This is a genomic window from Candidatus Acidulodesulfobacterium ferriphilum, assembly GCA_004195035.1.
GTDB lineage: Bacteria > SZUA-79 > SZUA-79 > Acidulodesulfobacterales > Acidulodesulfobacteraceae > Acidulodesulfobacterium > Acidulodesulfobacterium ferriphilum.
Genome location: SGBD01000001.1, coordinates 253,456 through 265,526, shown reverse-complemented (window position 1 = coordinate 265,526; position 12,071 = coordinate 253,456). Strand labels below are relative to the sequence as shown.

General features: G+C 36.8%; 10 protein-coding genes. All 10 read left to right on the top strand.

The window, feature by feature from the left end; genetic code table 11:
• Positions 1–5: 5 nt before the first annotated feature.
• The 10 genes from EVJ47_01375 to EVJ47_01330 are packed head-to-tail and all read left to right on the top strand — an operon-like array spanning position 6 to position 12,056.
• A complete protein-coding gene (locus EVJ47_01375) occupies positions 6–1,625 on the top strand; it encodes a UDP-N-acetylmuramoyl-L-alanyl-D-glutamate--2,6-diaminopimelate ligase (GenBank protein RZD14959.1) in 1,620 nt (539 codons plus the stop codon).
• Positions 1,609–3,054, top strand: coding sequence for a UDP-N-acetylmuramoyl-tripeptide--D-alanyl-D-alanine ligase (gene murF, locus EVJ47_01370; protein RZD14958.1), 1,446 nt, complete (start codon positions 1,609–1,611; stop codon positions 3,052–3,054). The genes EVJ47_01375 and murF overlap by 17 nt, the downstream gene beginning before the upstream one ends.
• A 53-nt stretch (positions 3,055–3,107) precedes the next feature.
• The gene (locus EVJ47_01365) at positions 3,108–4,163 is read left to right on the top strand and encodes a phospho-N-acetylmuramoyl-pentapeptide-transferase (protein RZD14957.1); all 1,056 of its coding nucleotides are present in this window, start codon (positions 3,108–3,110) and stop codon (positions 4,161–4,163) included.
• Entirely contained in the window at positions 4,164–5,603 is a 1,440-nt protein-coding gene (gene murD / locus EVJ47_01360) for a UDP-N-acetylmuramoyl-L-alanine--D-glutamate ligase (protein ID RZD14956.1), read from the top strand.
• 2 nt (positions 5,604–5,605) lie between these two features.
• A complete protein-coding gene (gene ftsW, locus EVJ47_01355; GenBank protein ID RZD14955.1) occupies positions 5,606–6,736 on the top strand; it encodes a putative lipid II flippase FtsW in 1,131 nt (376 codons plus the stop codon).
• A complete protein-coding gene (murG, locus tag EVJ47_01350; GenBank protein RZD14954.1) occupies positions 6,737–7,840 on the top strand; it encodes an undecaprenyldiphospho-muramoylpentapeptide beta-N-acetylglucosaminyltransferase in 1,104 nt (367 codons plus the stop codon).
• Positions 7,841–7,864: 24 nt separating this feature from the next.
• On the top strand, positions 7,865–9,322 hold the full coding sequence (locus EVJ47_01345; protein ID RZD14953.1) for a UDP-N-acetylmuramate--L-alanine ligase: 1,458 nt from the start codon (positions 7,865–7,867) through the stop codon (positions 9,320–9,322).
• A gap of 28 nt (positions 9,323–9,350) precedes the next feature.
• Positions 9,351–10,292: a UDP-N-acetylmuramate dehydrogenase gene (gene murB / locus EVJ47_01340; GenBank protein RZD14952.1), complete on the top strand. Its 942-nt coding sequence runs from the start codon at positions 9,351–9,353 to the stop codon at positions 10,290–10,292.
• A gap of 14 nt (positions 10,293–10,306) precedes the next feature.
• Positions 10,307–11,242, top strand: a complete 936-nt coding sequence (locus tag EVJ47_01335; GenBank protein ID RZD14951.1) for a D-alanine--D-alanine ligase — start codon at positions 10,307–10,309, stop codon at positions 11,240–11,242.
• Positions 11,223–12,056 carry an FtsQ-type POTRA domain-containing protein gene (locus EVJ47_01330; GenBank protein RZD14950.1) on the top strand — a complete coding sequence of 278 codons (834 nt, stop codon included), beginning with the start codon at positions 11,223–11,225 and terminating at the stop codon, positions 12,054–12,056. Before EVJ47_01335 ends, EVJ47_01330 begins: the two co-directional genes overlap by 20 nt.
• The last annotated feature ends 15 nt before the right edge of the window (positions 12,057–12,071 follow it).

Genomic DNA, 12,071 nt, shown 5'->3' with positions numbered 1-12,071 from the left:
TATTTATGAAGCTTAAGGATATTATAAAAGATAATGATTTAAATATTGCCGTAGAAGGAAGAAATGACATAGATATTCTGGGGATATCGAATGATTCCCGCAAGGTAAAAAGCGGATATATATTCGCCGCGAGAAAAGGGGTAAACATTAACTCTAATATTTACATATCAGGGGCGGTTTCCAACGGAGCTGTCGCAATATTAACCGATGAAGAGGGTTACGAAAAAGAAATCAGGGATAAAAATATGGGGGTAACAATAATAATTGCGCAGGATGCCTTGAAGGCTTATGCTATTATTTCCAGAAACTTTTTTAAACATCCTGGTCAAAAAATAAATGTTACCTGTGTTACGGGAACAAACGGAAAAACAACAACGACATTTTTAATAAAATCTATTTTAATGAACGCTAAAAACAATGCAGGGTTAATAGGAACAATATATTATGAAACCTCCGGCAGTGCGGTAAACTCAGGCAATACGACGCCGGACGCTTACGAATTAAACGGGATGCTGAGCGATATGGTTAATTCCGGCGCAAAATATTGCGTAATGGAGGTATCTTCTCATAGCCTTATTCAGGACAGGATTTACGGAGTTCCCTGCGATGTTGCCGTTTTTACTAATCTAACCCGCGACCATCTTGATTACCATAAAGATATGGAAAACTATTACTCAGCGAAAAAAAAGTTATTTTCGGAAATACTCTTAAAAAGTAATAAGCCAAAAAAATTCGCCGTGATAAATAACGATGATTTTTATGGAAAAAGGTTAATAAAGGAATTAAAAGACGGGTTGAGGGATTATACCACTTTTAAAAACAGGCAGGAAGGCGGCATAGGCATAGTAACTTACGGCATGGAAAAAGACAGCGATATATTTGCGCAAGACATATCGTATTCTAAAGACGGATTAAAATTTAATGTTATTTTACCGTCAGGGCAGGAAAGATTAGAAATTTCTTCAAAACTTATAGGAAGTTATAATGTCTATAATATTCTTGCCGCATGTGGTGCGGCGTACGCTCTTTCTATTCCCTGCAATTTTATAGCGGAGGGCGTAAAAACTCTGCTCAATGTTCCGGGCAGGGTCGAAAAGGTAAATACCTGCAATGCCGAAACTCCTTTAATATGCGTAGATTATGCCCATACCGACGACGCGCTTAAAAGGGTTTTATCCGCCTTAAGAAATATTAGCGGCGGCAGGTTAATAAGCGTTTTTGGGTGCGGCGGGGACAGGGATAAAGGGAAAAGGCCGCTCATGGGCAAACATTCCACGGATATTGCCGATATTACCATAATTACATCCGATAACCCAAGAAGTGAGGAGCCGCTGAAGATTGCGAAAGAAATAGAAATTGGGGTAGAAAATGCAATATTTATCGATTTTTTAAATGTGGATTTGCAAGAACTTAAAAACAAACTTAAAAATGTCCGAAATAACCATATTTACACGATTATCAAAGACAGGTCTGCCGCAATAAAAATGGCCCTTTCTATTTCAACGGTGGGCGATACAGTTTTGATAGCGGGAAAGGGGCACGAAGATTATATGATAGTAGAAGGAAACAAATACCATTTTAGCGATAAAGAAGAAGTATTAAAATTTTATGAAAATAGAATATAATTTGACATTAGACGAAATTTTAAATTGTACCGGCGGAAAAACCGTAATAGCCGGAGACGGAGCGACTCCCCTTGTTTTTAACGAAATATTTACGGATTCAAGGGAAGTTCCGCCGCAGCGGAAGGGCGCCCAATTTTCAATTTTTATAGCATTCAAGGGAAAGACCTTTAACGGCGAAAGCTTTGTCGATTCCGTTTTCAAAAAAGGGACGCCGTGCGCCATTGTTTCATGGAGTTTTCTCGAAGATTACGATATATCCGATTACGGGGGTAAAATTATTATAGCGGTTGACGATACGGTGGATGCTTACGGCAGTATAGCCAAGATGTACTTGAGCCGGTTTAATTTGAAAAAAAAGATTGCGATAACCGGTTCCTGCGGCAAAACGACGACGAAGGATATGGTTTATAAAATATTATCCGGAAAATACGGCGCCCCGGCGGTGCTGAGAAATATTTATAATTTCAATAACCTTATAGGCGTTCCAAAAACTATTTTAGGATTAAACGCAAACCATGAATTTCTTATTCTGGAGATAGGAACGAATAAAAAAGGGGAAATAAAAAAACTTGCGGAAATTATATCCCCCGATATAGGAGCGATAACCAATATCGGCAAATCTCATCTTTTGGAGTTTAAAGACCTCGAAGGAGTGCTTGAAGAAAAATTTGCTTTGGCTTCAAGCCTGAAAGAGGACTCTTATTTAGTATTAAACGCCGATGACGAAATGCTCGGGGACAAATATCGGACGGTGCCCGGTATTAATTTTCTTTCATTCGGATTCGGGCAAAAAAGGGGGACGGATATCATATGCGGCAATATCGGATACGAAAGGGATTATACGAGGATGCTTATCTTGTTTAAAGGTAAAAAGTATCCCGCGAATGTCAAGTTTAAAGGGGAACATTTAATATACGATTTTTTGTGCGCGCTCTTAATCGGGTATATTTGCGGAGTAGATATCGACTCAGGCATAAAGGCTTTAGAATATTTTGATCTTCCGGACGGAAGAATGCAGATAATCGATAATCCGTCGAGGGAATATGTATTGATTAACGACACTTATAATTCGAATCCCGATTCGTTAAAGGCATCGTTAAATTCGATAAATGTCTATTACCCCGATAAAAAAAAGATATTAGTTTTGGGAGATATGTTAGAACTGGGAGATTCTTCCGAAACCGAACATTTTAACGCGGGACAAGAAGCGGCCAAGTCCGCCGATTATATTTTTTATAAAGGCGATTATTACGATAATGTAAAAGAAGGGCTTTTAAAAGCGGGATTTGATACAGGCAAACTTTTTTTATTCGACGATAAAGATATTTTCGAAGAAAAATTTTTAAAACTAGATAAAAAAAATAGCGTTGTTCTGGTAAAAGGCTCGAGAGGAATGAAGCTGGAAAAATATTTTAATTTCAATATATAACAGGTTGCCCCCCTTCCTGGGAGGGGAGGGATTGGAAGAGGGAAAAAATATTTATGATAAGTTTAAATCCGAATTTTTTTAGATATATTACATTCAGAGCATCTTATGCGATAATTTTATCTTTAATCTTATCTATCGCGTTCGGAAATATATTTATTAAAATGTTAAAAAAGATGAAGGTTTCCCAGATTGTCAGGGAAGACGGTCCAAAATCCCATATAACGGAAAAAAAAGATATTCCGACCATGGGAGGTCTTTTAATTTTATTCAGCGTGATAATACCTGTATTGCTGCTTACTAAACTTTACAACTTTTATCTCTACACGGGTTTATTTACGCTTTTTAGTTTTGGACTTATCGGTTTTGCGGACGATTTCTTGAAACTCAAGGGGCGTTCTTCGAGAGGGCTGAAGGGTAAATATAAGTTTACGATGCAAAGCTTAACGGCGCTTTTTATCTCCACCGCTTTATACATCCATGACGAATCTTTAGGCATGGTTATTATACCCTTTGTTAAGGATTATTATCTTAATTTAGGTCCATATTTTATTTTATTTGCATCGTTTATCATCGTGGGCACTTCTAATGCGGTTAATCTGACCGACGGACTTGACGGGCTTGCCATAGGTATTTTCGCAATTTCCATAGCAGGCTACCTTATATTTTCTTATGCAAGTTCAAATTATAAATTTGCAAACTATTTGTCCATACCATATATAAAAAATATAGGAGAAGTGGTTATTCTATGCGCCGCTCTGTTGGGAGCATCCATTGGGTTTCTCTGGTTTAACAGTTATCCCGCATCCGTTTTTATGGGGGATGCAGGTTCAATACCCTTAGGCGCTATTTTGGGTTATGTATCTATAGTTTCAAGGCAGGAGATACTTCTTGTTATAATAGGATTTGTATTTGTATTAGAGGCTTTAAGCGTAATCTTTCAAGTCGGTTCCTATAAGCTTAGAAAAAAGAGGATATTTAAGATGGCTCCTATTCATCATCATTTTGAGATGGAAGGCGTGCCGGAGCCAAAGATAGTAATAAGGCTCTGGATTATATCCTTAATATTAACCATATTTGCTCTTTCAACCTTAAAGTTGAGGATTTTTTAAATGAACACGCTAATCTTAGGCTACGGCAAAACAGGAAGGGCTGTTTACGATTATCTTAACAACCAAACAAATCCCGGTTCTTTAGACAGGGTATTTGTATATGACGATGTTCTGACAGACAATAAGATTAACGCTTTAAATAAAGCGGCGGATTTGAAAGCCCATAAAAACGCCGTATTTTTTAATAAAACTAATTATAAAGTTTTTATGGAAAAATATTGCAGGGATATAAGCAGGTGTATAGCGAGTCCGGGGATAGAAAGAAATCATAATGTGATTTCAAAACTTAAAAAATATAATATTCCTGTTTATAGCGAAATTGAATTTGCCTATAAAATGTTAAATTCAAAAGAACATAAAGAAGCGGCAAAAATTATTGCCATTACGGGGACAAATGGAAAAACTACAACAACCACCCTTTGCGAGAAGGCTATTAACAAGGCAGGTTTAAGCAAAACAACATTTGTCGGCGGGAATCTCGGTGTTCCTTTTATTTCGGGCGTAAAAGATTTTAATGATTTTATTCTTGAGATTTCAAGTTTCCAGCTTGAATGGGTTTACGACTTTAAACCAGACATTGCGGTTTTACTTAATGTGGAAGACGACCATTTAGACAGATATGAAAATTTTGACGAATACAGGCTTACGAAATATAAACTCTTTAAAAATCTTAAGCAAACCGACGCCGCTATTTTAAATTATGACGATTATAATTCAAGAATTTTAAAAGGCGTCGTCGGTTCTAAAGCTATTTTGTTCGGGTTAGATGAAAATAAATGCGACGCATATTTTAAGGAAGATGCGATTCACTTAAGGTTTAAGGATATTACCGGCTTTGACGCTACAATACCGTTAAAAAATGTAAAGGATAAAAGAAGGTTCGTTATTTATGATATGCTTGCCGCTGCCTGCTCTTTGGCTTTATTCGGCGTTTCGCCGGAGGATATTGCCTCGGCCTGCGCCGAATATGAACTTTTAAAGCATCGGGTTGAATATATCGGCAGCGTCGGAGATATAGAATTTTATGACGATTCCAAGGCGACAAATCCCGCGGCGGTCGTAAGCGCCCTTAAATCGCTTAGCGAAACCGGCGAAGGCGATAAGGATATAGTTCTTATATTAGGAGGGAAGGATAAAGGATTTAATTATGAATGCTTAATTCAACCTATAAAAAATAGCGTCAAGGCATGCGTTTTAATCGGGGAAACAAAAAATATTATAAAGGATACGCTTAACGGCTATGTCCCGCTGTTCATGGCAGGCGATATGGAATGCGCCGTTAAAGAATCATTCCTTTATTTAATAAACGATCGTAAGCGGGTAAACAAGGGAATCGTTTTGCTTTCACCGGCCTCTTCCAGTTTTGATATGTTTAAGGATTACAACGAAAGAGGAGATGTATTTAAAAAATGCTATGAGGGTTTGAAAGAAGAGGCATAGTTATGATTAATTACGGAAAGGTATTTATAAGGAAATATGATATAACTTTATTTTTAACGACGATAATACTTATAGCGCTGGGTCTTATTATGGTCTATTCCACAAGTGCAATGGCTTCGATTGTGGAATACGGCATAAGCTATCATTTTATAATAAGGCAGATAATATATGTTATTATATCTGTATTTTTTATCGGTTTTTTAATGAGAAACGATTATCATAATTTAAAATCATTTTACGGCATCATTCTATTTTTAATAATAATTTCGATGTTTTTGGTGTTTGTTCCGCATATAGGGCTTAGCGCTGGCGGTTCCAGGCGGTGGATAAATTTAAGGATTTTCAACATCGAGCCTTCGGAATTTTTAAAAATTATTTTTATCGTATATTTGGCTAATTTCCTTGAGAAAAAAAAGGATATATTAGATAATAATCGGTATTCGCTGATGTTTATAAGCCCATTTATATTTATGGGTTTTTTAGATATTTTGCTTTTAAAAGAACCCGATTTCGGAACGGCGTCTATTTTGTTTTTTATTACTATTATCATGTTGTTTGCAGGTGGAATCTCTTTGCTGTACCTTATTTTTACTCTCCTGTTCGGAGCGGCGGCATCATATTTTCTTATTTTTACCGTGACATACAGGAGAGACAGGATACTTGCATTCCTCCATCCTTTTCATGATAAGACAGGTATAGGTTTTCAGATTATACAATCGATGTATGCATTTGCAAGAGGCGGATTATATGGCGTCGGGCTGGGAAACGGCAAGGAAAAACTGTTTTTTCTACCCACCCCTTATTCGGATTTTGTCTTTTCGACGGTGGGAGAAGAGCTTGGATTTATCGGAGTTATTTTTTTTATTTTACTTTATTTGATTTTAGCATACAGGGGGCTGAAAATTGCAATAAACGCGCCGGATTTATTCGGGACATATCTTGCTTACGGATTTACTTCCCTTATTGTTTTAAGCGCTTTTATAAATATCGGCGTGGTTCTTGGTTTTTTGCCGACCAAAGGGCTTGCCCTGCCGTTTATCAGCTATGGCGGAAGTTCTATGCTGGCTTCATGTATTGCGATCGGTATTCTGCTTAATATATCTTCGCAAAGCGTTAAAAGGAAAAATATATAGATGAACATCGTAATAGCAGGGGGAGGTACAGGGGGGCATTTATTTCCAGGCATTGCGGTTTATGAAAAATTAAAAAGCGTTGACCCCGATACTAAGGTTTATTTTATAGGAACGGAAAGAGGAATCGAAAATAGGCTTAAAGATGATTATAATTTTGAATTATTTACGATAAATGTTAAAGGATTTTCGGGAAAAAGTTTTATGAATAAAATACAATCGGTAAAGGGGCTTTTTAAGGCCGCAAAAGATATAAGCGCAATTTATGATAGAGTAAAGCCTGAATTTGTTTTGGGCTTAGGCGGCTACATATCTTTTATGCCGCTCGTTATGGCAAAATTAAGGGGAATAAGGAGCGGGGTTATGGAGCAAAATGCTATGCCCGGACTTTCCAATAAGATACTGGGATTACTTGGCGTAACCATTTTTGCCTCTTTCTTCGAGACAAAAAAATATTTGCCGTTTTCCAAGGTTATCGTTACGGGAAACCCTGTTAGAAAAAATATTTTAGATTTAGCAGATATAGGGGCAAGGGATGTTTCTAAAGATGAAGCCAAAAAGGATTTTTCACTTTTTATTTTTGGCGGCTCGCAGGGCGCTTCCTCTCTTAATAAGGCGGTTATAAGCATGCTGCCGCTGCTTAATAAGGACATTTTGAACAGCTTGACGATATTCCATCAAACCGGCGATAAGGATTATGAATCGGTTAAGGGTTTTTATAATGACGGCGGAATCCCCATAAAAAAATCCGAAATTTTTCCTTTTACGAAGAATATAGAACATTACTATACGGGAAGCGATATCGTAATATCCCGTTCCGGAGCGGGAACTTTATCGGAGTTGATTGCGCTAAGGAAGCCTGCAATTTTAGTGCCTTATCCATATGCCGCCAAAAACCATCAGGAGAAAAATGCATCGGTTTTTTCAAAAAAGGGCTGTTTTTATACCGTAAAAGACGATAAAAATCTTTCAAAAGAATTATTACAAACCATTAATAAAATATTTTATAATAGAAAATTATTAGATAATATGTATAATAATCTAAAAAAAATAGACATTGAAGACTCTGCTTTAAATATAACAGGTATAATTTTGAACAAAAAATAAAATTTAAGTTTAAGGAGCGTTATAATGAAAAACGGCGTCAAAAGGGTTCACCTTATCGGAATTGGCGGTTCAGGTATGAGCGGCATTGCGGAAGTTCTTATCAATTCGGGTTATGCGGTTACCGGTTCGGATATCGAGTATAGCAAGACTATCGAAAAGATAGAATCCATTGGCGGTAAAGTCTTCATTGGCCACAATCCTGAAAACTTGGCGGATTCGGAAGTGGTTGTCTATTCTACGGCTATTCAAGACGATAATGTCGAGCTTTTGTATGCGAAAAATAAGAAACTTACGGTTTTAAGGCGCGCAGAGATGCTTGCCGAGCTCCTATCCTTAAAAAAGGGTATAGCTATTGCGGGTTCTCACGGGAAAACAACGACAACATCGATGGTATCCAATATATTCGGTGAAGCAGGGCTTGATCCGACTTTTGTCGTCGGGGGAAAGGTCTTTGGAATGGGTATGCATTCAAAGGTTGGGAAGGGTGATTTTATGGTCGTAGAGGCTGATGAGAGCGACGGTTCATTTTTAAAGCTTAAGCCCGATTATTGCGTTGTCACGAACATTGATTATGAGCATCTGTGCTATTACGGCGATATAGAAAATTTAAAATCAGCTTTTAAAGACTTTATTAATAATACGCCCTTTTTTGGTTTTGCCGTGCTATGCGCGGACAACCGCTTGCTAAGGTCTATTTTCCCCGAAATAAATAAAAAGTATTTTACTTACGGAATCGAACAAAAAGCTGATTACTACGCTCTGAATATTGCTATCGAGAAAGATTCATCGGTTTTTGATGCTTATTCAAAAGGGAAATTCATAGGAAAATTTAACTTATCCGTTCCGGGGATTCATAATGTTTCAAATGCCCTTGCAGCAATAACCTTAGCCGTGGAGTCGGGAATAAAGACGGCATATATTCAAAAGGCTTTAAAGAATTTTCATGGAGTCGAAAGAAGGTTTCAGATTAAAAAAGAAGACGACAGACTGATAATAGTAGATGATTATGCCCATCACCCTGTTGAAATTACGGCTACACTCAAGGCTGCCAAAAATTGGAACAGGCATATCGTTGCCGTTTTTCAGCCTCATAGATATTCAAGAATGAAGAATTTAATGGAAGACTTTGCATCCTCTCTCAAAATCGCCGATGCCGTTATGATAACCGATGTTTATTCGGCAGGAGAAAGCGAAATAGAAGGGGCGTCATCTTTTGCCTTAAGTGAAAAGATGCGCTGCGCCGGTTATAAAAATGTTTATTATGTTCCCGATAAGAAGGATATAACATCTAATTTGAAAACCATTTTAAAAGGCGGGGAAATGGTAATATTTTTGGGAGCAGGCGATATAACAAAGAGTTGCGATGAATTTTTGTACAATAGCAAAGATAAACCAGGTAAGGTTAAAGTTAAATCTAAAAATGTTAAACAGGACAGACAGCCGTCTTCTCAATTGGCTAATCTTATTTTAAAACAATCATGAAAAATAATACTTATTAGCTTATTTTTATATGAATAATTTAGATAACATAAACATAGTAAACGGTTTAAGAGAAAATGGCGTAGAGTTCATCGAAAATGAACCCATGTCTTTATATACTTCAATCAAAATAGGCGGAAAATGCGATATAATCATTTTTCCAAAAGACGAACAGGAACTGTTTTTTATAATCCGTTTGTTAAAAGAGAACTCTCGCAATTACATTATAATAGGCCGCGGAACAAACACCCTTTTTAAAGATGCAAGGATCAGCTTTCCCGTCATATCTTTTAAAAAGGGATTTCGGCATATAAAAGAAATAGATTATCCGGCAGAGAAAAAGGATAATTCTAAAATAAGTTTAAGAGCAGGTTCAGGCGTAGCTTTATCCCAAGTTTTAAACTATGCCGTAAAAAATTGTTTAAGCGGATGCGAATTCTTTTTTGGGATTCCCGGTACTTTAGGTGGAGCGGTTAGAATGAACGCAGGGTCTAAGGAAAGCGTGGCGGGGAATATCGTAGAGGGTATAGAAATTATTACTAAGGAAGGGATTAAATTAAATATCGAAAAAAAGGACTTGCAATTTTCATACCGTAATCTTGATGTCAATGGCGTGGGCGAAGGTTACTTTATTACAGGGGTAACTTTATCGCTGAACAGGTCGGACAAATCAAAGATAGCAGATAATATAAATCTTTTCAAAGAAAGAAAGTTAAGACAGCCGTTGGGGGAATATTCTTTAGGTTGTATTTTTAAAAATCCCGAAGGCGATTCAGCGGGAAAAATTATCGAGGAAATCGGGTTTAAGGGTTTTTCTAACGGAGATGCGGCAGTGTCGGATAAACATGCTAATTTCATAATAAACAAAGGCATGGCCAGTGCGGAAGATATACTTGAATTAATAAAGAACATCCAAAAAACGGCATTATTACGGAAGGGCATAAAATTAAGCACGGAAATAAAGATAATCTGAATCGCGGATATCAAATGAAAGACAGTTTAAAAAAATTACGAATCGGCGTTTTAATGGGCGGAAGATCTGCCGAAAGAGAAATATCACTTAAGACCGGCAATGCCGTTTTAAACGCGTTTATAGGAATGGGGTATGATGCTTTTGGTTTCGATACGGATGAGAACTTTACCGAAAATTTAAAAAAAATAGACATATGTTTTATCGCGCTTCACGGGACTTTCGGAGAGGACGGAAGGGTGCAGGGGGTTCTTGATTTATTTGGTATTCCATACACTGGTTCAGGTGTTGAGGCAAGCGCCATTGCAATGGATAAAATAAGGTCGAAGGTAATATTTAGCTACTATGGTTTGAAAACCCCCCCGTTCTTTTTGGTTGTAAAAGATGAAGATAGGGAAGGGGAGGTTTTTAAAAGCAAATTTGGACAATTTAATCCGCCGTATTTTGTTAAACCCAATTCTTCAGGGTCAAGCGTCGGTTGCTCTATTGTTAATTCCACAGGGGAAGAACTTGAACAGGCGCTGAATAATGCTTTTAAATATGACGATGAAATATTGGTAGAAAAGTATATAAAAGGGAGGGAAATACAATTTGCAGTGGTTTCGGGAAAGCCTCTCGGGTGCGTAGAGGTAAAGCCAAAGGATGTTTTTTATTCTTATGCCGCTAAATATACGAAGGGACAAACGGAATATTTATTAGATCCTATTCTGAGCAAAGAAGAATATGACGCATGTGAGTCTGCCGCCGTTAACGCTCATAAACTTATCGGCTGTAAAGGGGTTTCAAGAACCGACATGATATTAGGCGGCGAAGGGAATGCCTATGTGCTGGAAATTAATACGCTTCCGGGATTGACCGAATTTAGCTTGGTTCCAATGATTGCAGGGAATAAAGGCATAAGTTTTAACGAATTAATAGAAAATATCACCATAGATGCGATTACTAAAAAATAAGAATAAAAAAAAAGCCCTGAAGATACATTTCTTAAAATATATTTATGCCGCAGGGATAACGGTTTTTGTTTTAGCCGCCGGTTTTTTTGGGTACAGGGCGTATAACTATATTATTTATAAGAAAAAGTTATTCGTTCTTAAAAAAATTAGTATAACAGGAAAAGGCATAAGTTATGCAGAAAAAGTGAAAGTTTTAAGGCTGGCAGGCTTATATAAAGGAGAAAATTTATTTAATATTGATTTAAAACGGGTTTCGAGGTTGATTGCATCGGATAGATGGATTAAAGATGTGACGGTTTACAGAAAATATCCCGATAAGGTTGTCATTGTCCTAAAAAAAAGGAATGTTTTTGCAATAGTAAATAAAGAAAATTTGTATTATATAAGCCAAAGCGGGTATATTATGGGAAGGGCAAATTCGACTATAGGCTATAATTATCCTGTTATTACAGGTTTAAACAAAGACGGCTTGAATAATTATTTTAATAAGATAAAAAAGGCCATATATTTTTTAAATATTTCGAAGTTTTCCGTTATCTCGAATTATATTAGCGAGATACATTTAGAAAAGGATAACGGTATAGTAATCTACACAAATAACGGTACATTGATAAAGTTTGGAATTGGAAGATATAAAAATAAGCTAAAAACGCTTAAAAGGCTATTTTATGAAATAAACAGGATTCACCTTAAGTATAAGCAGTATATTAATTTAGAGTATAAGGATGAGGCGGTTATTGCGGTAAATCCCGGGTCGAGGGTTTTGCCTGCGGACTATAAAAAGACTGCGATACCTTCGGATATTTTTAAATAAAAATAATAGATATAA

Coding starts and splice junctions, on each gene's coding strand:
- EVJ47_01375 (RZD14959.1), top strand. CDS start 6: ATGAAGCTTAAGGATATTATAAAAGATAATGATTTAAATATTGCCGTA.
- murF (RZD14958.1), top strand. CDS start 1,609: ATGAAAATAGAATATAATTTGACATTAGACGAAATTTTAAATTGTACC.
- EVJ47_01365 (RZD14957.1), top strand. CDS start 3,108: ATGATAAGTTTAAATCCGAATTTTTTTAGATATATTACATTCAGAGCA.
- murD (RZD14956.1), top strand. CDS start 4,164: ATGAACACGCTAATCTTAGGCTACGGCAAAACAGGAAGGGCTGTTTAC.
- ftsW (RZD14955.1), top strand. CDS start 5,606: ATGATTAATTACGGAAAGGTATTTATAAGGAAATATGATATAACTTTA.
- murG (RZD14954.1), top strand. CDS start 6,737: ATGAACATCGTAATAGCAGGGGGAGGTACAGGGGGGCATTTATTTCCA.
- EVJ47_01345 (RZD14953.1), top strand. CDS start 7,865: ATGAAAAACGGCGTCAAAAGGGTTCACCTTATCGGAATTGGCGGTTCA.
- murB (RZD14952.1), top strand. CDS start 9,351: ATGAATAATTTAGATAACATAAACATAGTAAACGGTTTAAGAGAAAAT.
- EVJ47_01335 (RZD14951.1), top strand. CDS start 10,307: ATGAAAGACAGTTTAAAAAAATTACGAATCGGCGTTTTAATGGGCGGA.
- EVJ47_01330 (RZD14950.1), top strand. CDS start 11,223: ATGCGATTACTAAAAAATAAGAATAAAAAAAAAGCCCTGAAGATACAT.